The following is a 22,664-nucleotide window of genomic DNA, read 5'->3' as shown; positions in this document are numbered from 1 at the left end:
CTGACGTGCGGGTACCCTGAACAACCGTGCTTGTTCTCGCCGTCGACACCTCCACGCCCGCCGTCACTGCCGGTGTGGTGCGGCTCACCGACGGAACCGTCGTTCCTGTCTCGCAGCGCGTGGTGGTCGACGCTCGCCTGCACGCCGAGATCCTGACCCCGAACATTCTCGAATGCCTGTCCGACGCCGGCCTGGCGCCCGGTGACTTGGGTGCCGTCGTCGTGGGCGTCGGACCGGGACCGTTCACCGGTCTTCGTGTCGGTATGGCCACCGCGGCCGCATTCGGTGACGCCTTGTCGATCCCCGTCCACGGCGTCTGCAGTCTCGACGGCATCGCGTCCGAACTCGCCGACGAGTCGGAGCTGCTCGTGATCACCGACGCTCGCCGACGCGAAATCTATTGGGCGCGTTATCGAGACGGTGTCCGCGTGTCAGGGCCGGACGTCTGCGCCCCCGGTGCGCTCGATGTCGCGGGTGCCACAGCGACCGCAGGCTCGCCGCCGCACACCGCGCTGTTCGATCTGCCCGCGCGCGACGTCACGTCGCCGAGCCCGACGGGACTCGTTCTGGCAGCACAGAATCTGCTGACGGACGGAATCGAGCCGGCTCCGCTCGTTCCGCTGTATCTGCGCAGGCCCGACGCCAAGACTCTCGACGAGCGCGCGGCCGAGAAGAAGGCGTCGTCGTGACCGTGACGCTGTCGCCGTTGACACCAGCCGACGCCGAGGCGTGCGCCGAGCTCGAGACGGTGTTGTTTCCCGGCGACGACCCGTGGACGGCACAGGCGTTTCTGTCGGAACTCGCTGCGCCGCACAATCATTACGTTGCGGCGCGCGAGAACGGCCTGTTGGTGGGGTATGCGGGTATCGCCCTGCTCGGGCGGGGTGAATCTGCGGAGTCCGAAGTGCACACCATCGGCGTCGACCCGTCGATGCACCGCCGCGGAGTCGGCGGCGCGTTGATGAACGACCTTCTCGCTGCGGCAGATCGGCACGGCGGCCCGGTGTTCCTCGAAGTGCGCACCGACAACACCGCCGCCATCGAACTCTATGTGCGCGAAGGCTTCGTCGTCGTCGGCACCCGGCGCAACTATTATCAGCCGAGCGGCGCGGACGCGTACACGATGCGGCGTCCGGCAGCTGGAAGTGAAGGTGAACTGTCGTGATCGTCATGGGGATCGAAAGCTCGTGTGACGAAACGGGTGTCGGAGTCGTCCGGTGGCGCGAGCCCGGTGTGTGCGAGATGCTCGCCGACGAGGTCGCATCGAGTGTCGACGAACACGCGCGCTACGGCGGCGTCGTGCCCGAAGTCGCGTCGCGCGCGCATCTCGAGGCGATCGTCCCGACGATGCGTCGTGCACTCGCGGCCGCGGACATCGACCGTCCCGACGCCGTCGCAGTCACGATCGGTCCTGGTCTTGCCGGTGCCCTCCTGGTGGGAGTTGCTGCAGCCAAAGCATATTCGGCAGCGTGGGGTGTACCGTTCTACGCCGTCAACCATCTCGGCGGACACGTCGCCGTCGACACGATCGAGCATGGTCCGATGCCGTCGTGCGTCGCGCTGCTGGTGTCGGGCGGCCACACCCATCTGCTGCACGTGAAGGATCTCGGCTCGCCGATCACCGAGCTCGGCACCACCGTCGACGACGCAGCGGGTGAAGCGTTCGACAAGGTGGCGCGGTTGCTGGGCCTCGGTTTCCCCGGTGGGCCCGCGCTCGATGCCGCTGCGCGCGAGGGCGATCCGCACGCCATCGCATTCCCGCGTGGCATGACCGGTCCGAGGGACGCCCGCTACGACTTCTCGTTCTCCGGTGTGAAGACGGCGGTGGCCCGATTCGTCGAAGCGCGCAAGCGTGCCGGTGACACCGTCCCCGTGGCGGACATCGCCGCGTCGTTCCAGGAGTCCGTCGCGGACGTCCTGACGATGAAGGCCGTGCGCGCGGCCGAGGACGTCGGGGTCGACACCCTGGTTCTGGGTGGCGGCGCAACCGCCAACTCGCGTATTCGCTCGTTGGTCGAGTCACGCTGTGCAGCAGCAGGTTTGACGCTTCGCATCCCCAAGCCGCGTCTGTGCACCGACAACGGGGTCATGATCGCGTCGTTGGGTGCGCACCTCGTCGCCGGGGGAGCCGCGCCGTCGGACCTGCGTGCCGCGACCGATCCGGGACTCGAAGTGTCCACCTCGATCGTGTCGGGGCGCGACTAGTACCTACTCGCTCGACGTGGTGGTCGGGTTCGGTTGCGACGCCGTCGTGGGCGCAGGCTGCGCGGACGCGCTGGGCGTGGGTGCAGGCGGGGACCACACGGTGGGCGGCGGAGCCAATTCCGGTGACGTGGGTGAGCTGTCGACGACCGTGGTCGGTATGGACGGCACGGTCACGATGGCCGTCGGCTCCGTCGGCTCCGACGGCGAGTTCGACGGTGTGTCGGACGGGTTTTCTGTCGGTCCTCCCGGCGACGGCGTGGGACTCACGGGTTCGGTCGTGCTCTCGGGCGGAGGAGGCGTCGACGATTCCGGCGTCCGGGTCACCGGCGGCGTCGACGGTTCGGTCGGCTGTGCCGGGTACGGGATGAGCGGCAGGTCCGGCGCCGGATGCAGTGTCGGCGTGCGGGTCGACGACGGAGCAGGCGTGGCCGGGACGGCATCTGGCGACGTCGGCCGCTGCGAGTACGACGCATCGCTGTCGGTCGACAGGGCGGGGGCGGGCTCACGCGAGGTGGCTGCCGACGAAGTGCCGGTCGTCGCGTTCGGCACCTCCTCGCCGACCTGAGACGTCTGCGGCTGCGACGGGGAAGCGGAGCCTGCGGGGGAGTAGCCCGCGTCGTCGGACGGCACCAACATCTGCACGCCGTATGCCAGGACGATTCCGCCGACGACGAGCGCGCCGACCAGTGCGCCCGAGAAGCGGCCGACGGACTTCGTCTGGCCGTCGCCGCGCGCACCGATGGTGGGGTACAGATGCCCGGTTCCGGTGAGGGACACCTGCGCGGCTCCCTGTGCGAGAACCGTGTCGGGTTCGGACACCACGAGAACCGGCACGCCGAGCACTGCCTCGAACACGGTGCGGATCGACGGCGTGTTCGCGCCGCCGCCGACCAGCACGACGGCCTCTGCATCGACGTCGTGATCGGTGGCGAGACGGCCCGCAGTCTGTGCCACGGTCGTCACCAGCGGGCGCATCGCGGCATCGAGATCTGCCCGGCTCACGGTGGACGTGCCGAGGTCGACCGAATCTTGGGTGGACAGGTGTTCCTTCGTCGAACGGTAGCGGGCCGAACCGACGCCGCGTTCGTCGCGAAGGTCGTCACGCACGTCGCGGCGGCGGGTGGGATCGCCGTGAACGAGGTCCTTGACCAGTGTGTCGACGACGTCACCACCGAAGGTGTCGGTGCGCTCGCTTGCATGCACGACGCCCGACGACGAGTCCACGACCGACACGGTGGTGCCGGACGCGCCGACGTCGACGATCGCGACGTTGCCGTAGCGGGCGATGAGACCGGATTCGGCCAGGAACGCATGGGCAGCGGTGGTCTCCGGAATCAAGGCGACGGTGCGGCGGGACTGCGCAAGTGCCGACCGTATCGACGCTGCCTGTTCGGGAGTGCGGTACGACACGGAGATCGCGTCCGGCTGGTGCCGTTCGGTCGAATGTGTGCCGTGACCGGCAGAGACGGGCGCCAACGACGTCATCAGCTCGACGGCGGAGGCCACGAGCTCCCCGATGTCGGTGTTCGCTTGAGAATCGGCCGACACCGTGCGGTACTCGACGGTGGTCGAGCCGTCGTCCTCGGCGACGACGAGGGCGGCGCACACGACTTCGGTTCCCGTCGAGACTCCGAGTCCGACTCGCATCGTGCACCTCCTGCCCTGTTCGTCGGTCATCGCGCCCCGAGAATTTCTGCTTTTCGCGCGCACAGCTCTGCGCCGACTATCACGCCCCGTTATCTTAACGTTACAGAACAATTCCCGCGTATGTGAAACTCGGCACTCGAAAAACGCTATGACAAGGAAGTTCGCTGTTTTCGTCGGAGCCATCGAGGTGATCATGGACGAACGCAACCCCTATTCGGCGTTGACCGACCAGCAGCGTCGAGCATTGTTGCGACGCGCGATCGCACGGCCGCTCGTCACCGCCCTCGTCCTGACCACGGTCTACTTCGTCGTTCCGATGAAGGACATCAGGGACATCACGACGGTGGCTCTGCTCGCGCTGGTACTCGTCGTCGTGGGTGTCGTCTGCGTGTGGCAGGTGGTCAGGGTGATTCGATCCGACTATCCGGCGGTTCAGGCCGTCGAAGCCCTCGCGGCCGTGATTCCGGCATATCTGATCGGTTTTTCGACCGTTTATTACCTGGCCTATGCAGCGTCCTCTCAGAATTTCACCGAACCGGTCTCCAGAATGGGAAGCCTCTATTTCACGATGTCGGTGTTCGCGACCGTCGGATTCGGCGATATCGCAGCCTCGACCGATTTCACGCGCGCCATCGTCACCGTGCAGATGGTCTGCAATCTGTTGATCATCGCGCTCGGCGGCAGATTGTTCGTCGCAGCCATCCGACGAGGACAGGCGCGCCGCAAACACTAACCTCGTGTCATGAGTACACAGCCCTTCGAACTGGGTGTCACCACTTTCGTCGAGACGTATCCGGACCCGCAGACGAACTTGACCACCTCCCACGGAGACCGTCTGCGTCAAGTAGTGGAGGAAGCGCAGCAGGCCGAAGCAGGCGGGCTCGACATCTACGGCGTCGGTGAACATCACCGTGAGGACTTCGCGGCGTCGTCGCCCGCTGTCGTACTCGGAGTCATCGCCGGGTCGACGCGCGAGATCCGTCTCACGAGCGCGGTCACCGTTCTCAGTTCCGACGATCCCGTCCGTGTGTTCCAGGATTTCGCGACGCTCGACCAGATGTCGTCCGGACGTGCGGAGATTATCGCCGGTCGCGGTTCGTTCGTCGAATCGTTCCCGCTCTTCGGATACGACCTCGCCGACTACGACGAACTGTTCGCCGAGAAGCTCGACCTGCTCGTGGCCATCCGCGACTCCGAGCGAGTGACGTGGTCCGGTACGCATCGGAGTGCGCTGGTCGATCATGCGGTCTATCCGCGGCCGTTCCAGAATCCGCTGCCGGTGTGGGTCGGCGTCGGTGGCAATCCCGAATCCGTGATTCGGGCGGCGTCGTACGGTCTGCCCATGGCACTGGCGATCATCGGTGGCGAGCCGGCACGGTTCGCTCCCTTCGCCGATCTGCATCGTCAGGCGCTGACCGAGTACGGCATGAGCCCGGCACCGATCGCCGTTCACGCGCACGGTTACGTCGGCGACGACACCGAATCCGCGGCCGAAGAGTTCTTTCCTCCCTATCGAGTCGCGATGTCGCACATCGGCCGCGAGCGCGGATGGGGGCCGATCTCGAGGGCGTCGTTCGACGACTCTCGCTCACCTGACGGATCGCTGTTCATCGGCGACCCCGACGTCGTGGCCGACAAGATCGTGCGCACGGCGCAGGAACTCGGACTGGAACGCTTCATGCTGCACATCAGCGTCGGGACACTTCCGCACGAGAAGGTGCTGCGCGCGATCGAATTGCTCGGTAAGGAAGTTGCGCCGCGTGTGCGCGACGCGATGGCGGGATTTTCGCTGGAGGCGTAGCGCCGTCGGCGATTCTGGCGAACCTAAACCTTGAGTGCTGGCACTCGCGTGTATAGAGTGCTAGTCAGCGCTGAGCGAAGTCCCGGCACCCGCGACGACGGGAACGAGCACAGAGCCGTCGAAGTAGAAGACAGATACAGCAGTTCGGGGATCCGACCCCGAACGCGTACCCCGTACCCAATGGAGGGCTCAACGTGGCGAGCGTGAAAATCAAGCCGCTCGAGGACAAGATCCTCGTCCAGGCCAACGAGGCCGAGACGACGACCGCCTCTGGTCTGGTCATCCCCGACACAGCCAAGGAAAAGCCTCAGGAAGGCACCGTCGTCGCCGTCGGCGAAGGCCGTGTCACCGAGAAGGGCAACCGCATCCCGGTCGACGTCAAAGAAGGCGACACCGTCATCTACAGCAAGTACGGCGGCACCGAGATCAAGTACGCCGGCGAGGAGTACCTGATCCTGTCGGCACGCGACGTGCTGGCTGTCATCGCCAAGTAAGCCTCACGCCTTCCGCCCCGGAGCCCGACTCACTCGGTCCCGGGGCGGACTGCGTTCACGTACTTTCCTCCTCGAAGGAGTTGCCCCAAGAGATGTCCAAGCAAATCGAATTCAACGAGAACGCGCGCCGCGCTCTCGAGCGTGGCGTCGACAAGCTCGCCGACGCCGTCAAGGTGACGCTCGGCCCGCGTGGACGGCACGTCGTACTGGCCAAGGCATTCGGTGGCCCGACGGTGACCAACGACGGCGTCTCGATCGCTCGCGAGGTCGAACTGGAAGACCCGTTCGAGAACCTCGGCGCGCAGCTGGTCAAGAGCGTCGCAACGAAGACCAACGACGTCGCCGGTGACGGAACGACGACCGCGACCGTGCTCGCGCAGGCTCTCGTCCGCGGCGGTCTGAAGAACATCGCGGCGGGCGCGAACCCGATCGCACTCGGCTCCGGCATCGCGAAAGCGGCCGACAAGGTTGCCGAGGCGCTTCTCGCCGCGTCGACGCCCGTCGACGGCAAGGAAGCGATCGCGCAGGTCGCCACCGTGTCGTCGCGCGATCCCGAGATCGGCGAGCTCGTCGGCGAGGCGCTCACCCGCGTCGGCGCGGACGGCGTCGTCACGGTCGAGGAGTCGTCGACTCTGAACACCGAACTGGCCGTCACCGAGGGCGTGCAGTTCGACAAGGGTTACCTGTCGCCGTACTTCGTCACCGACGTCGACGCGCAGCAGGCAGTCCTCGAAGACGCCTTCGTGCTGCTGTACCGCGAGAAGATCACGTCGCTTCCCGACTTCCTTCCGCTGCTCGAGAAGGTCGCCGAGAGCGGCAAGCCGTTGCTGATCATCGCCGAGGACACCGAAGGCGAAGTTCTGTCGACGCTCGTCGTCAACTCGATCCGCAAGACGATCAAGGCCGTCGCCGTGAAGGCGCCGTTCTTCGGGGACCGTCGCAAGGCGTTCCTCGACGACCTCGCCGTCGTCACCGCCGGTACGGTCATCACCTCCGATGTCGGCCTCAGCCTGAAGGAAGCCGGTCTGGAGCTCCTCGGCAAGGCACGTCGCGTCGTCGTCACCAAGGACGAGACCACCATCGTCGACGGCGCGGGCACGCAGGACGACATCGACGCTCGCGTCGGTCAGCTGCGTCGTGAGATCGAAGCCACCGACTCCGAGTGGGATCGCGAGAAGCTCGAAGAGCGCCTTGCGAAGCTGTCGGGCGGCGTCGCCGTCATCAAGGTCGGCGCTGCCACCGAGACCGAGCTGAAGGAACGCAAGTTCCGTGTCGAGGACGCGGTCAGCGCAGCCAAGGCTGCTGTCGAGGAAGGAATCGTCCCCGGTGGTGGTACCGCCCTGACGCAGGCTGCTCTGTCGCTCGCAGACAACCTCGGGCTGTCGGGCGACGAGGCCACCGGTGTCGCCGTGGTTCGCGACGCACTCAACGCGCCGCTGTTCTGGATCGCGACCAACGCGGGCATCGACGGGTCCGTCGTCGTCTCCAAGGTTGCCGAGCTGGGTGCAGGGCACGGCTTCAACGCAGCGACACTCACCTACGGTGACCTGCTCGCCGACGGCGTCGTCGACCCGGTCAAGGTGACGCGTTCCGCCGTCGTCAACGCTGCTTCCGTCGCACGCATGATCCTTACGACGGAGAGCGCCGTCGTCGAGAAGCCTGCCGACGAGGAAGAGCCGGCTGCCGGCCACGGTCACAGCCACTGATCGACTCGTAACACGCAGAACGGCCCCTTCCGAACCCGGAAGGGGGCCGTTCTGCGTGTTCACTGTCGATGGCTGCGTCGTCGCTGCCACACGTACGCGACGCGTGCGGCCGCCCGAAGCGCCGACGGTATGCGTCGGGCCGAGGCGAGAACAGCACGATCCACGGCTGTGAGTCGCGGGCGTCGGCGCGGCACCGGGGTGGCGACGTCGGCCGTCAACGCATGGAGAGGCCATCGACCGGGAACGCCTTTCAGGGTGTGCGTACCTCGCTCGGTGTAGGTGAGGCCGGAACCACCCGTGAGGTCGCGGACGGTACCGGAGACGAGGACTTCACCCGGCCCGGCCAGGGCGCCGATGCGTGCCCCGGTGTGCACGGTCATTCCGGTGAGGTCGGATCCGCTGCGCTCGAGAGCGCCCGAATGCACGCCCGCGCGGACCTCCAAGCCTAGGTTCCGGCCATCACGGCAGACGGTCTCGGCGCAGCGCACTGCCTCGGTCGGGCCGTCGAAGACGCTGAACGTGCCGTCACCGGTCACGTTGACCAACCGGCCGCCCGCAGTGTCCACGGCCAGGCGGACATCGCGCTCGTGTGCCGAGCGCAGGTCTCGATAGTCGTGGTCACCGAGCGTCGCGAGCAGTGAAGTCGAGTCGACGATGTCGGTGAACAGGACGCAGCCGAGAAAACGATCGATGTCGACCGGCCGAGCGTCCTCCCGTGCGAGCACCGCCTCGACGTTCTCGAGAACCGGCAGCCATGCTTCGCCGAGCGCTGCGCCGGGTTCGGCGGTGGAAGGACGTGCAGCGTCGCGCCGGGGATTGCGTCGGCTATCCGCTGTGCGACGGACTGCGGACGCGGCGATCCACCCGGTTGCAGGATTCGCGTGGTGCACTGCACCGAGCCGAGAACGTCCCAGAGATTCTGTCGCAGCGTCCATTCGAGGTGCACGCGAGCAACTGCGGGAGACGCTGCGGACCGTTCCAGCAAGCCCATCAAGCGGCGGTTCAACGGCGAATTCGTCGTGGAGTCCCACATGGACAGAGAGCTCCCCGAACCCCAGGCGTCGTACGCGTCCTGCCAGCCCGACACATAGCCGGCGAGGTCATGTCCTTCCCATCCGGGAGGGACGGTGCCGTCGGAGCGCACGAGCCCTTCGACCAACGGCGTGTTCAACACCAGTCCGGATATCCGGTCGGGATGCAGTGCGGCTGCGAGCAGACAGGGACCGCACGTACTTCCGGTCCCGCAGACCACAGCGGAGTCGAGCTCTTCCGCGTCCATGACGGCAATCAGGTCCTCTGCCTGCTCGTCCAGCGTGGGGATGCGGTCGACCGGGTCGGACATTCCGAGGCCCCGGCGTTGCAGGTCGAATGTGCGGCTCTGTGCAGCGATCCGGTCGAGCAGGTAGTGGAGATGTGGGTCCGTCCACATCAGGTCGGGGTGCAGGCCGATCTCGAAGTACCACACGACTGCACTGTTTCCTGCACCCGCAGCTTGATAGGCGAGTGCGTGACCGTCGCGCTGGACGTACCACGTCGTCAGCGGGTCCATGCCGCCAGGGTAGTTGCCGGTTTCGACGGGTGGGAAGCCCGAAAGCATAACGACCCGGCCCGCACATGCGGACCGGGTCGTCGGATCGTTACGGGTCAGCCGACCGCGACCGATTCCTCGGCCGGGGTGCTGGTGCGGATCAGGTGGTCGAACGCGCCGAGAGCGGCGGTCGCGCCCGATCCGGCGGCGACGATGATCTGCTTGTACGGGGCCGTGGTGCAGTCACCGGCCGCGAACACACCGGGCACCGACGTGCGAGCGTGATCGTCGACGACGATCTCCCCGCGAGGAGTGAGATCCACGCTGCCGGACAGCCATTCGGTGTTGGGGAGCAGACCGATCTGGACGAACACGCCGTCGAGAGCGACCGAGTGAGAGGTGTCGGTGGTCCGATCGGTGAAGGCCAGACCGGTGACCTTGGCGCCGTCGCCGATGACCTCGGTGCTCAGCGTGCTGAGCAGAATGTCGACGTTCGGCAGGCTGCGGAGCTTGCGCTGCAGCACGTCGTCGGCGCGCAACTGGCTGTCGAACTCGACGAGGGTCACGTGTTCGACGATGCCCGCGAGGTCGATGGCGGCCTCGACGCCGGAGTTACCGCCACCGATAACCGCGACGCGCTTGCCCTTGAACAGCGGGCCGTCGCAGTGCGGGCAGTACGTGACGCCCTTGTTGCGGTACTCGGTCTCGCCGGGGACGTTCATCGAACGCCAGCGGGCACCGGTGGACAGGATGACGCTGCGCGAGAGCAGGCGTGCACCGCTTTCGAGTTCGATCTCGACGAGGCCCTGCTCGGTGGCCGCGGGGGTGAGCTTCGTGGCGTTCTGGACGTTCATGATGTCGACGTCGTACTGACGAACGTGGTTCTCCAGCTCGGCTGCGAACTTGGGGCCTTCGGTGTAGGCGACGGACGCGAAGTTCTCGATGCCCATCGTGTCCAGCACCTGTCCGCCGAAGCGTTCGGCGACGACACCGGTGCGAATTCCCTTGCGGGCGGCGTAGATCGCCGCGGTCGCTCCTGCAGGGCCTCCGCCGACGACGAGGACGTCGAAAGGGTCCTTCTCCGAGATCGCGGTCGCGGTGCGCTCGGCGGAACCGGTGTCGAGCTTGCCGACGATCTGTTCGAGAGTCATGCGTCCGGATCCGAACGGCTCACCGTTGAGGAACACCGACGGCACGGCCATGACGCCGCGATCGTCGACCTCGTCCTGGAACAGGGCGCCGTCGATCGCGATGTGCTTGACGTTCGCGTTGAGGACGGCCATCACGTTCAGTGCCTGCACGACGTCCGGGCAGTTCTGGCACGACAGCGAGAAGTAGGTCTCGAAGTAGAAGTCGCCCTCGAGGTCTCGCACCTGAGCGAGCAGAGCGGCGTCTTCCTTGGAGGGGTGTCCACCGACCTGCAGAAGCGCGAGCACGAGGGATGTGAATTCGTGACCGAGGGGGATGCCGGCGAACTGCACCTCGATGTCGGTGCCGACGCGACGGATAGCGAACGACGGACGTCGAGGATCGGTGCCGGTGCGCGAGTGGGTGACCGACTCGGACAGGCCGGCGATCTGGTCGAGCAGGTCTCCGAGTTCGACGGACTTGGGCTTGTCGTCGAGCGAGGACACCAGCTCGATGGGCTGAGTGACCTTCTCCAGCAACGACTTCAGTTGAGTGGCGAGGGCGGCTTCGAGCACGAGTGTTACTCCTGTGATTGAAAGGGCGGTCACTTCGGTCGGCGAACTTCTCGGCTCGAGCCGAGCGATCCGAACAGGGAAGATGCGGGCGGCACGGGACGAACGCCCCGTGCCGCCGCATGCTTGCTGTCGCGTGGATCAGATCTTGCCGACGAGCTCCAGCGACGGGGCCAGGGTGTCTTCGCCCTCTTCCCACTTCGCGGGGCAGACCTCGCCCGGGTGCGAGCGAACGTACTGCGCGGCCTTGACCTTGCGGAGCAGCTCGGCAGCGTTGCGGCCGATGCCTTCTGCGGTGACCTCGGTGAACTGGACGACGCCGTCCGGGTCGACGAGGAAGGTGCCGCGGTCTGCGAGGCCCTGCTCTTCGCGGAGCACCTCGAAGTCGGTGCTGATCTTCAGAGTCGGGTCACCGATCATCGTGTACTTGATCTTGCCGATGGTGTCGGACGACGCGTGCCACGCCTTGTGCGTGAAGTGCGTGTCGGTGGAGACGGAGAACACCTCGACGCCGAGGCGCTGCAGTTCTTCGTGGTGATCGGCGAGATCGCCCAATTCGGTGGGGCACACGAACGTGAAATCGGCCGGGTAGAAGAAGAAGATGGCCCACTTGCCCGTGATGTCCTCGTTCGAAACGGTCACGAACGCACCGTCTTTGAAGGCCTCCGCGGTGAAGGGCTTGATCTTCTTGTTGATGAGCGACATGTACAGCCTCATTCGTTCTCGGTTGTTGGTGTGTCGGTTTTCGACCCTAACGACCGAAGATTGATCGCACCAATCGATGATCCCGCGATCTTCGATAGCGCCCGGCTATAAGCCCTGCAATCGGTTTCTGGAACCGTTCAAATCAGGGTGGTATGTGAGCGAACCCATAGTCGACCACCGAGTGGCCGAACGAAAACGGCCCCCTTCCGTGACGAAGGGGGCCGTTCTCGGTGGTCGATCGGTTGTGCGCCTGGCTCGTCTAGACCGCGATGCGGCGGCGCGCGTGCCGTGCGTGCATCTCGCGCTCGGTCTCCGACATTCCGCCCCAGATGCCGTAGGGCTCGGCGACACTCAGTGCGTGCGTTCGGCACTGAGCCAGTACGGGGCAGGTGCGGCACATCTCCTTGGCGCGCATCTCGCGCTGTGCGCGGGCGCGTCCGCGTTCACCGTCGGGATGGAAGAACATCGACGAGTCGACTCCACGGCACACGCCGTGCATCTGCCAATCCCAGATGTCGGCGTTGGGCCCAGGGAGGTGGTTCGGCTGTGGCATGGGAACTCCTAGGGTGTTGTGCTTGCCTCGTGTGGAGCAGCCGCACCTCGGTGTGGTGCCGCTGACGCCTCATGAGCCGCAGGGGCCGTTTCTGCTGTCGTGATTCGCGGGAGACTTCTCGAATCTCTGTCGAACGGAAACAACGTTATGTTGGGCGGCGAAATGACGTCAATGCCGCGCGAACGTGGCCATTTCCATAGGCGAACTCGATAAATTAACGCGCCGGACATTTACTTCGCGACGATTTCGTGCGTGCGTTTCGTGTTGAAAAAGTCGTGGAGTCGCGAGACCATGGGTGCGTTCTCGATAGGACCGGGCACCTGTCACGTCGGCGCTGACGATATCGACGCTGTTTGTGTTTCCGCTGCTCGACGCCGTTCTGGCGCAGTCGGTCGACGCCGCGTTCTCCGCATGCGATCTCCACACGACGCGGTGGAAACCGTCCTGTCGTCGATGAGCGTCCGCGCGAGACTCGAATCGAAGCCGGTCTTTTTCGGAGCAGTGCGACGTCGGCGATTAACCTGACGGCCACATGAATGTCAGAAAATGCTCATCTGCGCGTAACTCGCCCTTTTTGTTAATTCCATGAAACAAAGCGTGAAACGGCCGGACAATCTCGGCGAAGCAGTTGATTCGACCGAATACCGGGTACCGATCGACCGCGACGGCCGGGATCGGGCGGAGGGCGCAGTACTGTTGCCGACGTGACAGGTGCGGCAGTGGCATTGCGAGACGCTGCGTGGGGGCACGTTCCAGGTGCGTGGCCGTTGCCGTCGGCCCGTACGCCGTCCGAGCGATGGGACCGTGCCGTGGCACTCGGCGGCCAAGGGCGATACAGCCAGGCAGCTGCGGAACTCGACGCGCTCGAACGCGTCGGGCGGACCGACGACGCCCTGGCCTCGCTCGCGTCGTCGACGCGTGCGTCGTGGCTGCGCCAGGTCGGCCGACACGCGGACGCCGCACGCCACGACGGGTCCGCTCTCGCTCGAGTGGGTCTGCCTCGGGAGCCGTCGTCGCTCCTCGTTCTGGAAGCACGCTGCGACGCGTTGACCGGACTCGCCGCCGACGCACTCGGGTCAGGGGGCTTCGCCCGTGCTGCCATGTTGCTGGCGAGGTCGAGGCAAGTCCTGGGCGACGCCGAATCCGACGGCCTGTGGCGGTGTCGGTTGCGGGAGCTCTGGGTGTCCGCCGAACTCGCGATGATGTCGGGCGACGGGCCCGCCGCCGTCCGGCACGCGTACGACGCGCGCGACCGTGCCTCCGATACCGATTCGTTACGTCACAGGGTGAAGACCGATCTGATAGTGGCCGCGGCCCTGAGTTCCGCGGGCGAGGTTCGGACGGCGGTGGACGGCGCGAGGGCGGTGCTCGAGGCCTGCTCGGAGCACGGGCTCGTTCCCTTGGCGTGGGCGTCGGCGATGCTGCTGTGCGGTCTCGGTGAGGTAACGCCTGCGCAGTCGATCGTGGCGGAGTGCCGGGCGCTTCTCGCGCACCGCGGTGGCTTCGTCGCTGCTTCGTGAGATTGCGGACCGCATGGTTCGATCCGGGAGCGGCGAGGTCGCTATCCTTACAAGGTTCCACCTGGGGTGGATACGCCTGTCGAAGGCCGACGGCGTCGCTGTAACGCGGGGATTCCTTGAGCGATGAACAACACGGGTGAGGAGTTGGACTCCTTCGTCGCTGCCGCAGCGCAGGGCGAGCGTGCCGCACTCTCCCGGGTACTGGAAATAATCCGTCCACTCGTCGTGCGGTACTGCCGTGCGCGAGTCGGGTCCGCCGAGCGTGGTCAACTCTCGGCGGACGACGTTGCGCAGGAGGTCTGCTTGGCAGTCATGACCGCCCTGCCGCGGTACCAGGATCAAGGTCGGCCGTTCATGGCATTCGTATACGGAATTGCCGCTCACAAGGTCGCAGATGCGCATCGAAGCGCGTCGCGTAACAAATCGGACCCGGCCGCCGAAGTACCAGATGTCGTGTCCACGGAACACGGTCCCGAGCAGCGTGCTCTGGAGTCCGAGTCGAGTAGACAGATGACCGCATTGCTGGACACTCTCCCGGCGAAGCATCGAGAGATTCTCGTGCTTCGTTTGATCGTCGGACTGTCGGCGGAGGAGACAGCAGCCGCGGTGGGCAGTACTGCAGGTGCCATCCGCGTGGCTCAACACCGAGCCATCGCGAAGTTGAAGAACGAAGTCGTGAAGGCGGGTGAAATGTATGGCTAGGAACAACGGCCGCGATGGCATTCCCCGTATCGGTCGACCCGACGGGTCGGCTGCCACTCCCGCCGACAGCGCGTACGCGGATTCGGCGTCGGAGACGGGTCCCGTGGACATCGCGTCGGTACGCCGGGACGACGAGTTCATCGAAGCCATTCGCGGCGACGGCCCCATCGCCACCGACAATGCCGACGAGTACCAGCTCGCGCTGCTGCTCGCGGGCTGGCGAGCCGAGGTCACGACACCGGCTCTACCTACCGGCCCCTCGCTCGATGACGTCGCCGCCGCGGTGGACGAAGAGATCCGTGCCGCTGGAATGAACCGCAAGGCTCGATCGCGGACCCGTTCCGGACTGCTGCGACCGGTCGCCGGAGCAGCCGCCGCGATCGCCGTGGTCCTCGGTGGGCTCGTGGTCTTCTCGTACAACTCTGCGCCGGGCGATCCACTGTGGAGCGTCAAGTCGGTCGTCTTCTCGCAGCAGGCGGATTCCACTGTCGCGCAGATCGATACGACGACGAAGCTGTCTCAGGCAGAGGAGCTGATCGCTGCCGGTGACGTCGACGGTGCACGCGCGCTGCTCGACGGCGCATCGCAGACCAGCGGCGGTGTCATCGACCCGAGCCAGAAGTCGGATCTTGAGATCTGGTTGCAGCGACTCAACGAGCAGTTGCAGGCGCTGATCCCGACGTTCCCGCCCGTACCGCCCGTGCAGACGGTGATTCCGCAGCTGCCGTCGCCCGATGTTCTGCAGTCTCCGATACTGCCGGGGATTCCGACGACGTCGGTCCCGGATGTTCCGCCCGTGGTGACGTCGACCGGTCAGGTACCGCCGACGGATACCAGCGGTCCGATCAGCCAGGAGCCGTCGCTGCCTCAGGTCACGCAAACCACTGTGCCGCCTGCTCCGACGATTCTGAACGAGCCGAGCCCGACCACGGCGTCGGCGAGTGGATCCACCGGTGCCGATGTCTCGTCGCCGCGGATCGACACCTCTCAGAACGGCGGCTGATCAGCCACCCAGAGCTCGACACACGAAGAAGCCCGGCTCCGAACATCGGAGCCGGGCTTCTTCGTGTCCGAAGTGCTAGTTCTCGAAGCCGTCGCCCTGCAGCGCGTCGTTCATCGACGCGTCGGCGTAGCCGCGGCAGTAGTCCCACGTGACGTACGCGTCGGGGACGGGGTCGTAGGCGGGCTCGTGGGGACGGACGGTGCCGTCGACGAGTAGCTGCAGCAGGTTGGCTCGCAGCATGTCCCAGTCGTGATAGTGGTCCTGCTGGCAGTCCTCGCAGCACACGACGAGGCCGCGAATGCCTCGGTGGCCCAGGAGTGCTTCGTAGACGGCGAGGTCGGCAAGATCCTCCTCGACGGCGAGCCGCTCCTGAGGATCCAGCGGCTGGCCCGGCTCGATGGCATCGAGGGCGGCCGAGGGGTCGGCTGGGTCTCCGGCGAAGGGGTCCGGCGGTAGACCTGGAGGCAATTGATCGCGCACGCCTCCACGGTACGCAGGATCGGTGGGTATGCGCCAGCTGTTCGGCTCTCGCGCGGGAATATCCGGGACGTCGGCAAGGGTTCCGGGTGCATGCAGCGGAGTGCCCGATGCGCGTTCACGCTGGCACAGCGGAGCCGATACCATGGAACGAGGCGCCGCGCGCCCGCGTCCATGTTTCGATGCCGCACTGTCTCCATCCGTTCTCGAACACGCCTATCTCTGGTGCCGCCGTCCGTGCGCCCGAGAGGCACCCGGCTCTAGGGAGGGCCAGATTTAGATGAGTAGTTCCGGAGCCCATGTCCGTACCGGTGGCGACGACCCCAACAAGGTCGCCATGCTCGGTCTCACGTTCGACGACGTTCTGCTGCTTCCTGCTGCGTCGGATCTGATCCCCAGCGCGGTCGACACGTCCAGCCAGCTCACCAAGGAGATCCGGCTGCGGGTTCCGTTGGTCTCGTCCGCGATGGACACCGTCACCGAGGCGCGAATGGCCATTGCGATGGCGCGCGCAGGCGGCATGGGGGTCCTGCACCGCAACCTGTCACTGCAAGACCAGGCGTCCCAGGTGGAGACGGTCAAGCGCTCCGAGGCCGGCATGGTCACCGACCCGGTCACCTGCAAGCCGACCGACACGCTTGCCGAGGTCGACGCCATGTGCGCCCGCTTCCGCATCTCGGGCCTCCCCGTCACGGACGAGACCGGTGCGCTCGTCGGCATCATCACCAACCGCGACATGCGCTTCGAGGTCGATCAGAACCGTCGCGTCGCCGATGTGATGACGAAGGCACCGCTCATCACGGCGCAGGAAGGCGTCACCGCCGAAGCGGCGCTCGGTCTGCTGCGTCGCCACAAGATCGAGAAGCTTCCCATCGTCGACGGCCAGGGAGCTCTCACCGGGCTCATCACGGTCAAGGACTTCGTCAAGACCGAGCAGCACCCGAACGCCACCAAGGACCGTGACGGCCGACTGCTCGTCGGTGCGGCGGTGGGCGTCGGACAGGACGCGTGGGCGCGTTCGATGGCGCTGGCCGACGCGGGCGTCGACGTCCTCATCGTCGACACTGCACACGGGCACAACTCGGGCGTGCTCGAGATGGTCAGCAAGCTCAAGTCCGAGGTGGGCGAGCGCGTGCAGGTCGTCGGCGGCAACGTCGCGACCCGTGCGGGCGCACTGGCGCTCGTCGAGGCAGGGGCCGACGCGGTCAAGGTCGGCGTCGGACCCGGCTCGATCTGCACCACCCGAGTCGTCGCAGGCGTCGGCGCGCCGCAGATCACGGCCATCCTCGAGGCCGTCGCAGCCTGCAAGCCGCACGGCGTTCCCGTCATCGCCGACGGCGGCCTTCAGTTCTCCGGCGACATCGCGAAGGCACTCGCAGCGGGCGCGTCGACGGCCATGCTCGGCTCGCTGCTCGCGGGTACCGCCGAATCGCCCGGTGAATTGATCCTCGTCGGTGGCAAGCAGTTCAAGAGCTACCGCGGCATGGGTTCGCTCGGTGCGATGCAGGGACGTGGCGCCGCCAAGTCCTACTCGAAGGACCGCTACTTCCAGGACGACGTGCTGGCCGAGGACAAGCTGGTGCCCGAGGGCATCGAAGGCCGGGTTCCCTACCGGGGTCCGCTGTCGCAGGTCATTCACCAGCTGACCGGTGGTCTGCGTGCTGCGATGGGGTACACCGGATCGACGTCGATCGAGCAGCTGCAGGAGGCGCAGTTCGTGCAGATCACGGCGGCCGGTCTGAAGGAAAGCCACCCGCACGACATCACCATGACCGCGGAAGCGCCGAACTACACCACGCGCTGACCCGACCGGCCAGAAACAGTTCCCGAACCTCTCGAGAAAGGGGCGCGCGTGCGCGACCTCGTTGAAATCGGCATGGGCAGAGCAGCCCGGCGTACCTACCAGCTCGACGACATCGACATCGTGCCTTCGCGCCGTACTCGTTCGTCGAAGGAGGTGTCGACGGCGTGGCAGCTCGACGCGTACCGGTTCGACATTCCGGTGATGGCGCATCCGACCGACGCGCTGGTCTCGCCCGAGTTCGCCATCGAACTGGGTAAGCACGGTGGCCTCGGTGTCATCAACGGCGAAGGGCTGTGGGGTCGGCACGCCGACGTTCAGGCGAAGCTCGACGAGCTGGTGGCCATCGCGGAGAACGAGTTCGACGCCGACGCGCCGGTGAAGTTCCTGCAGAAGCTGCACGCGGCACCGCTGCAGCCGGATCTGCTGGCTGCCGCCGTCGCACAGGTGCGCGACGCCGGGGTGACGGTTGCGGTTCGAGTGAGCCCGCAGAGCGCGGCGAGCCTGACGCCCGCTCTGGTGGCGGCCGGAATCGACCTGCTGGTCATCCAGGGCACCATCATCTCCGCCGAGCACGTCGCGCACGGTGACGAGACGCCGCTGAACCTGAAGACGTTCATCGCCGATCTCGACGTCCCGGTCATCGCGGGCGGCGTCAGCGACCACCGCACCGCGCTGCACCTCATGCGTACCGGTGCGGCGGGCGTCATCGTCGGGTACGGATCCGTAGAGGGCGGCACCACCACCGGCGAGGTGCTCGGAATCGGCGTACCGATGGCGACGGCCATCGCCGACGCCGCGGCTGCACGTCGCGACTACCTCGACGAGACCGGCGGACGCTACGTCCACGTCATCGCCGACGGTGACATCGTTTCCTCGGGCGACCTCGCGAAGGCGATCGCCTGCGGCGCCGACGCCGCTGTGCTCGGCGCGCCGCTCGCCGTTGCCGCCGAAGCTCCCGGCGGTGGCTGGTACTGGCCGTCGGCGGCAGCGCACCCGTCGATGCCGCGTGGCGCCCTCCTGCCGGTCGCGGCAGGTGACCGTCCGAGCCTCGACCAGGTGCTGCACGGGCCGTCGAACGATCCGTACGGTTCCATCAACCTCGTCGGCGGCCTCCGTCGGTCCATGGCTAAATCGGGCTACTCGGACCTCAAGGAGTTCCAGAAGGTCGGACTGAACGTTCGGGCATAAGGCGTCGTAGCCGCACGAAAAAAGCGCGTGTCCCTTCGGGATGCGCGCTTTTTCATGCGCCTACGGCGCCCGTGCGCGCATAGTTGGCCCAGGTTGCAACTATCCCCGCACGGGTGGCGCAGCCGCACTTGGTGATACTCCGGGTTACAGCTACAGTGGCTTGTGCCGACTGTCACAGGACCGTTGGCACTTCGGAAGAAATGTCGCCTGAAATGTGGCTCCGGTCACACGTCGGGGTGGGCGCGTAGAGGCGGAGGTCGAACATGGGTTCACAGGCTCGCAAGACCGACTACGACGTGTTGATCGTCGGATCGGGCTTCGGTGGCAGCGTCACTGCGCTGAGACTCGTCGAAAAGGGCTACAAGGTCGGCATCCTCGAGGCCGGAAGACGGTACGAGGACAAGGACTTCGCCAAGACGAGTTGGGACCTGAAGCGATTTCTGTGGGCTCCCAAGCTCGGCTGCTACGGCATCCAACGCGTTCACCTGCTGCGTGACTGCCTCATACTCGCGGGAGCAGGCGTCGGCGGCGGTTCGCTGAACTACGCCAACACGCTCTACCAGCCGCCGGAGCCGTTCTTCAAGGACAAGCAGTGGGCCCACATCACCGACTGGAACAGCGAGCTGTCTCCCTTCTACGAGCAGGCCACCCGCATGCTGGGAGTCGTACGCAACCCGCACATGACGCCCGCGGACGAGGTCATGAAGTCCGTCGCCGAAGACATGGGTGTCGGCGACACGTTCATTCAGACGCCCGTCGGTGTGTTCTTCGGTGACGAGCCGGGCAAGAAGGTCGCGGATCCGTACTTCGGCGGCGTCGGCCCCGAGCGCACCGGGTGCATCGAGTGCGGCGAGTGCATGACGGGGTGCCGTCACGGGGCCAAGAACACACTGCTCAAGAACTACCTGGCCCTGGCCGAGCGCGCAGGCGCCGAGATCATCCCGATGACCACCGTCACGGGCGTTCGAGCCTTGCCCGACGGCACCTGGGACGTCGCCACCGAGCGGACGGGTGCCTGGATGCGCAAACGCCCCACGACGTACACGGCCGCCAATCTCGTACTCGCCGCGGGCACGTGGGGCACACAGAACTTGCTGCACAAGATGAAGGACGAGGGTGCCCTGCCCCGGCTGTCGGACACGCTCGGTGAACTCACCCGCACCAACTCCGAGTCCATCGTCGGCGCCGCGAAGATGAAGGTCGATCCGAACGTGGATCTGACCAGGGGAGTGGCCATCACGTCGTCGTTCCACCCGTCGGCGAGCACGCATATCGAGCCGGTGCGCTACGGCAAGGGGTCGAACGCCATGGGCATGTTGCAGACCTTGATGACCGACGGCGGCGGTCGAATCCCGCGATGGCTGAAATTCCTCGTCATGGTCGTCGCGCGTCCGCTCGACTTCGTGCGAGTGCTGAACGTGAAGAACTGGAGTGAGCGGACCATCATCGCGCTGGTCATGCAGAACCTGGACAACTCGATCACGACGTTCACCAAGCGCGGACTGTTCGGCCGCACGGTGTCGAGCAAGCAGGGACACGGCGAACCGAACCCGACCTGGATTCCCGAGGGCAACGACGCCACCCGACGCATCGCGAAGAAGATCGGCGGAATCGCAGGTGGCACGTGGGGCGAGTTGTTCAACATCCCGCTCACCGCGCACTTCCTCGGTGGTTGTGCGATCGCGTCGGACGCGGAGCACGGTGTCATCGACCCGTATCACCGTGTGTACGGCTACCCCACGATGTTCGTCGTCGACGGCTCGTCCGTGTCGGCCAATCTGGGTGTGAACCCGTCGTTGACGATCAGCGCCCAGGCAGAGCGTTCGGCGGCGTTGTGGCCGAACAAGGGCGAGCAGGACCTACGTCCGCGGCAGGGTCTGCCGTACGAGCGCATCGAACCGATCGCACCGAACAATCCGGTCGTGCCGGTGTCCGCGCCGGCGGCACTGCGGCTCACGATCACCCCGGTTCGCCGCGACAAGCCTGCCACCACGGGTGCAGCGTAAGTGCACGACGCGTACGCAACTAGACTGACCCGGTGACCGCTACGCAACAGCCCGATCCCGCGCTGCCCAGGCCAGTACTCGTCGTCGACTTCGGTGCCCAGTACGCCCAGCTGATCGCACGTCGTGTGCGTGAGGCGAACGTGTACTCCGAGGTCATCTCGCATACCGCGACGGTCGAAGAGATCGCCGAGAAGAATCCGGCCGCTCTGGTGCTGTCCGGTGGTCCGTCGAGCGTGTACGCCGAGGGTGCGCCTGCGCTCGATCCTCGCGTGTTCGATCTCGAAGTGCCTGTCTTCGGTATCTGCTACGGATTCCAGGCCATGGCGCAGGCGCTCGGTGGAACGGTGGCGCACACCGGGACTCGCGAGTACGGCCGTACGCAGCTGTCCGTCGACGGCGGCGTGCTGCACGACGGTCTTCCTGCGACGCAGCCCGTATGGATGAGTCACGGCGACGCGGTCACCGACGCCCCCGAGGGATTCATCGTCACGGCGACGAGTGCGGGCGCGCCCGTCGCGGCGTTCGAGAACACGGAACGTCGATTCGCAGGTGTCCAGTACCACCCCGAGGTGCTGCACTCGCCGCACGGACAGCAGGTGCTCAGCCGCTTCCTGCACGAGACCGCGGGCATCAAGGGCGAGTGGACCGCGGCCAACATCGCCGACGCACTCGTCGAGCAGGTGCAGCAGCAGGTCGGCCCGACGGGTCAGGCCATCTGCGGTCTGTCCGGCGGCGTCGACTCCGCCGTGGCAGCGGCGTTGGTGCAGCGCGCGATCGGCGACCGTCTGACGTGTGTGTTCGTCGACCACGGCCTTCTGCGCGAGGGTGAGCGGGAGCAGGTCCAGCAGGATTTCGTCGCGGCGACCGGGGCCAAGCTGGTCACCGTCGACGCCGTCGACACCTTCCTGTCGGCTCTCGAAGGCGTTTCCGACCCGGAGGAGAAGCGCAAGATCATCGGCCGCGAGTTCATTCGCAGCTTCGAAGGCGCTGTGTCGGAGGTGTTGGGGGAGAACGCATCTCACGGCGCCGAGGTCGAGTTCCTCGTGCAGGGCACGCTGTACCCCGACGTCGTCGAATCCGGCGGAGGGTCGGGGACGGCCAACATCAAGAGCCACCACAATGTGGGCGGGCTGCCCGAGGATCTGCAGTTCACGCTCGTCGAGCCGCTGCGCACGTTGTTCAAGGACGAGGTGCGGGCGGTGGGCCGCGAACTCGGCTTGCCCGAGGACATCGTGAACCGTCAGCCGTTCCCCGGCCCGGGTCTGGCGATCCGCATCGTCGGCGAGATCACGCAGGATCGCCTCGCGACGCTGCGTCAAGCCGATTCGATCGTGCGCGAAGAACTGACCGCCGCCGGTCTCGACCAGCAGATCTGGCAGTGCCCGGTGGTGCTGTTGGCCGACGTTCGCAGCGTCGGCGTGCAGGGCGACGGCCGCACCTACGGTCACCCCATCGTGCTGCGTCCCGTGTCGAGCGAGGACGCGATGACGGCCGACTGGACGCGACTGCCCTACGACGTCCTGGAAACGATCTCGACTCGGGTGACCAACGAGGTGTCGGAGGTCAACCGAGTCGTTCTCGACGTGACGAGCAAGCCGCCGGGCACCATCGAGTGGGAGTGACGC

At 66.2% G+C, this 22,664-nt stretch carries 22 protein-coding genes; 15 read left to right on the top strand and 7 right to left on the bottom strand.

The window, feature by feature from the left end; translation table 11 throughout:
• Positions 1–26 precede the first annotated feature (26 nt).
• The 3 genes from tsaB to tsaD are packed head-to-tail and all read left to right on the top strand — an operon-like array spanning position 27 to position 2,205.
• On the top strand, positions 27–689 hold the full coding sequence (gene tsaB, locus A3K89_RS24700) for a tRNA (adenosine(37)-N6)-threonylcarbamoyltransferase complex dimerization subunit type 1 TsaB (protein ID WP_068432190.1): 663 nt from the start codon (positions 27–29) through the stop codon (positions 687–689).
• Positions 686–1,165: a ribosomal protein S18-alanine N-acetyltransferase gene (rimI, locus tag A3K89_RS24695; RefSeq protein WP_068432187.1), complete on the top strand. Its 480-nt coding sequence runs from the start codon at positions 686–688 to the stop codon at positions 1,163–1,165. Before tsaB ends, rimI begins: the two co-directional genes overlap by 4 nt.
• Positions 1,162–2,205, top strand: coding sequence for a tRNA (adenosine(37)-N6)-threonylcarbamoyltransferase complex transferase subunit TsaD (gene tsaD / locus A3K89_RS24690; RefSeq protein ID WP_068432184.1), 1,044 nt, complete (start codon positions 1,162–1,164; stop codon positions 2,203–2,205). The genes rimI and tsaD overlap by 4 nt, the downstream gene beginning before the upstream one ends.
• 3 nt (positions 2,206–2,208) lie before the next feature.
• Here the strand turns inward: tsaD and A3K89_RS24685 are convergent, their stop codons facing one another.
• Positions 2,209–3,852, bottom strand: coding sequence for an Hsp70 family protein (locus tag A3K89_RS24685; RefSeq protein WP_068432181.1), 1,644 nt, complete (start codon positions 3,850–3,852; stop codon positions 2,209–2,211).
• 148 nt (positions 3,853–4,000) lie between these two features.
• Here A3K89_RS24685 and A3K89_RS24680 point away from each other — a divergent pair, with 148 nt between their 5' ends.
• The 4 genes from A3K89_RS24680 to groL all read left to right on the top strand — a co-directional run bounded on the left by A3K89_RS24680 (position 4,001) and on the right by groL (position 7,853).
• Positions 4,001–4,585, top strand: a complete 585-nt coding sequence (locus A3K89_RS24680; RefSeq protein WP_084424113.1) for a potassium channel family protein — start codon at positions 4,001–4,003, stop codon at positions 4,583–4,585.
• Positions 4,586–4,594: 9 nt separating this feature from the next.
• Positions 4,595–5,653 (top strand): LLM class flavin-dependent oxidoreductase, encoded by a 1,059-nt coding sequence (locus tag A3K89_RS24675; protein WP_068432178.1) that lies wholly within the window; start codon positions 4,595–4,597, stop codon positions 5,651–5,653.
• Positions 5,654–5,847: 194 nt separating this feature from the next.
• Positions 5,848–6,147: a co-chaperone GroES gene (gene groES / locus A3K89_RS24670; protein WP_008718149.1), complete on the top strand. Its 300-nt coding sequence runs from the start codon at positions 5,848–5,850 to the stop codon at positions 6,145–6,147.
• A 92-nt stretch (positions 6,148–6,239) separates the two neighbouring features.
• Entirely contained in the window at positions 6,240–7,853 is a 1,614-nt protein-coding gene (gene groL / locus A3K89_RS24665; RefSeq protein WP_068432175.1) for a chaperonin GroEL, read from the top strand.
• 59 nt (positions 7,854–7,912) lie between these two features.
• On the opposite strand, the gene A3K89_RS26755 is transcribed toward groL, so the two are convergent.
• From A3K89_RS26755 to A3K89_RS24645, 5 genes are all read right to left on the bottom strand, one after another.
• A complete protein-coding gene (locus A3K89_RS26755; RefSeq protein WP_371828823.1) occupies positions 7,913–8,419 on the bottom strand; it encodes an adenylate/guanylate cyclase domain-containing protein in 507 nt (168 codons plus the stop codon).
• A complete protein-coding gene (locus A3K89_RS24660) occupies positions 8,386–9,402 on the bottom strand; it encodes an alpha/beta fold hydrolase (RefSeq protein WP_367946716.1) in 1,017 nt (338 codons plus the stop codon). The genes A3K89_RS26755 and A3K89_RS24660 overlap by 34 nt, the downstream gene beginning before the upstream one ends.
• Before the next feature lie 95 nt (positions 9,403–9,497).
• Positions 9,498–11,084: an alkyl hydroperoxide reductase subunit F gene (gene ahpF / locus A3K89_RS24655; protein WP_068432172.1), complete on the bottom strand. Its 1,587-nt coding sequence runs from the start codon at positions 11,082–11,084 to the stop codon at positions 9,498–9,500.
• A gap of 138 nt (positions 11,085–11,222) precedes the next feature.
• Positions 11,223–11,786 carry an alkyl hydroperoxide reductase subunit C gene (gene ahpC, locus A3K89_RS24650; protein WP_068432471.1) on the bottom strand — a complete coding sequence of 188 codons (564 nt, stop codon included), beginning with the start codon at positions 11,784–11,786 and terminating at the stop codon, positions 11,223–11,225.
• 259 nt (positions 11,787–12,045) lie between these two features.
• Positions 12,046–12,339, bottom strand: coding sequence for a WhiB family transcriptional regulator (locus tag A3K89_RS24645; RefSeq protein WP_068432169.1), 294 nt, complete (start codon positions 12,337–12,339; stop codon positions 12,046–12,048).
• Positions 12,340–12,924: 585 nt separating this feature from the next.
• On the opposite strand from A3K89_RS24645, the gene A3K89_RS26635 reads away from it, so the two are divergent.
• From A3K89_RS26635 to A3K89_RS24630, 4 genes are all read left to right on the top strand, one after another.
• Positions 12,925–13,047 carry a hypothetical protein gene (locus tag A3K89_RS26635; protein WP_302050747.1) on the top strand — a complete coding sequence of 41 codons (123 nt, stop codon included), beginning with the start codon at positions 12,925–12,927 and terminating at the stop codon, positions 13,045–13,047.
• Positions 13,044–13,859 (top strand): hypothetical protein, encoded by an 816-nt coding sequence (locus A3K89_RS24640; RefSeq protein WP_068432166.1) that lies wholly within the window; start codon positions 13,044–13,046, stop codon positions 13,857–13,859. Before A3K89_RS26635 ends, A3K89_RS24640 begins: the two co-directional genes overlap by 4 nt.
• A gap of 123 nt (positions 13,860–13,982) precedes the next feature.
• Positions 13,983–14,561 (top strand): sigma-70 family RNA polymerase sigma factor, encoded by a 579-nt coding sequence (locus A3K89_RS24635; RefSeq protein ID WP_068432163.1) that lies wholly within the window; start codon positions 13,983–13,985, stop codon positions 14,559–14,561.
• Entirely contained in the window at positions 14,554–15,564 is a 1,011-nt protein-coding gene (locus A3K89_RS24630; protein WP_068432159.1) for an anti-sigma-D factor RsdA, read from the top strand. The genes A3K89_RS24635 and A3K89_RS24630 overlap by 8 nt, the downstream gene beginning before the upstream one ends.
• A gap of 75 nt (positions 15,565–15,639) precedes the next feature.
• On the opposite strand, the gene A3K89_RS24625 is transcribed toward A3K89_RS24630, so the two are convergent.
• Positions 15,640–16,044 carry a DUF5319 domain-containing protein gene (locus tag A3K89_RS24625; protein WP_068432470.1) on the bottom strand — a complete coding sequence of 135 codons (405 nt, stop codon included), beginning with the start codon at positions 16,042–16,044 and terminating at the stop codon, positions 15,640–15,642.
• A 277-nt stretch (positions 16,045–16,321) separates the two neighbouring features.
• Between A3K89_RS24625 and guaB the strand changes: the two genes are divergently transcribed.
• The 4 genes from guaB (at position 16,322) to guaA (ending at position 22,661) form a co-directional block, all read left to right on the top strand.
• Entirely contained in the window at positions 16,322–17,845 is a 1,524-nt protein-coding gene (gene guaB, locus A3K89_RS24620; protein WP_165839629.1) for an IMP dehydrogenase, read from the top strand.
• 48 nt (positions 17,846–17,893) lie between these two features.
• Positions 17,894–19,033 carry a GuaB3 family IMP dehydrogenase-related protein gene (locus A3K89_RS24615; protein WP_068432156.1) on the top strand — a complete coding sequence of 380 codons (1,140 nt, stop codon included), beginning with the start codon at positions 17,894–17,896 and terminating at the stop codon, positions 19,031–19,033.
• A gap of 263 nt (positions 19,034–19,296) precedes the next feature.
• A complete protein-coding gene (locus tag A3K89_RS24610; protein WP_068432153.1) occupies positions 19,297–21,039 on the top strand; it encodes a GMC oxidoreductase in 1,743 nt (580 codons plus the stop codon).
• Between the two features lie 32 nt (positions 21,040–21,071).
• Complete coding sequence (gene guaA, locus A3K89_RS24605) at positions 21,072–22,661, top strand: glutamine-hydrolyzing GMP synthase (protein WP_068432150.1); 1,590 nt, start codon at positions 21,072–21,074, stop codon at positions 22,659–22,661.
• Positions 22,662–22,664 lie beyond the last annotated feature (3 nt).

The organism is Rhodococcoides kyotonense (assembly GCF_001645385.1).
Classification (GTDB): domain Bacteria; phylum Actinomycetota; class Actinomycetes; order Mycobacteriales; family Mycobacteriaceae; genus Rhodococcoides; species Rhodococcoides kyotonensis_B.
The sequence above is the reverse complement of the archived record's forward strand: the minus strand, read 5'-3'. Positions and strand labels throughout refer to the sequence as shown.

What these genes read in the sequence shown, in the direction of transcription:
- A3K89_RS24635 (WP_068432163.1), top strand. Translation starts at nt 13,983, where the DNA reads ATGAACAACACGGGTGAGGAGTTGGACTCCTTCGTCGCTGCCGCAGCG.
- A3K89_RS24675 (WP_068432178.1), top strand. Translation starts at nt 4,595, where the DNA reads ATGAGTACACAGCCCTTCGAACTGGGTGTCACCACTTTCGTCGAGACG.
- A3K89_RS26635 (WP_302050747.1), top strand. Translation starts at nt 12,925, where the DNA reads ATGAAACAAAGCGTGAAACGGCCGGACAATCTCGGCGAAGCAGTTGAT.
- groL (WP_068432175.1), top strand. Translation starts at nt 6,240, where the DNA reads ATGTCCAAGCAAATCGAATTCAACGAGAACGCGCGCCGCGCTCTCGAG.
- ahpC (WP_068432471.1), bottom strand. Translation starts at nt 11,786, where the DNA reads ATGTCGCTCATCAACAAGAAGATCAAGCCCTTCACCGCGGAGGCCTTC.
- A3K89_RS24630 (WP_068432159.1), top strand. Translation starts at nt 14,554, where the DNA reads ATGGCTAGGAACAACGGCCGCGATGGCATTCCCCGTATCGGTCGACCC.
- A3K89_RS24610 (WP_068432153.1), top strand. Translation starts at nt 19,297, where the DNA reads ATGGGTTCACAGGCTCGCAAGACCGACTACGACGTGTTGATCGTCGGA.
- A3K89_RS24680 (WP_084424113.1), top strand. Translation starts at nt 4,001, where the DNA reads ATGACAAGGAAGTTCGCTGTTTTCGTCGGAGCCATCGAGGTGATCATG.
- A3K89_RS24645 (WP_068432169.1), bottom strand. Translation starts at nt 12,339, where the DNA reads ATGCCACAGCCGAACCACCTCCCTGGGCCCAACGCCGACATCTGGGAT.
- A3K89_RS24660 (WP_367946716.1), bottom strand. Translation starts at nt 9,402, where the DNA reads ATGGACCCGCTGACGACGTGGTACGTCCAGCGCGACGGTCACGCACTC.
- guaB (WP_165839629.1), top strand. Translation starts at nt 16,322, where the DNA reads ATGAGTAGTTCCGGAGCCCATGTCCGTACCGGTGGCGACGACCCCAAC.
- A3K89_RS24685 (WP_068432181.1), bottom strand. Translation starts at nt 3,852, where the DNA reads ATGCGAGTCGGACTCGGAGTCTCGACGGGAACCGAAGTCGTGTGCGCC.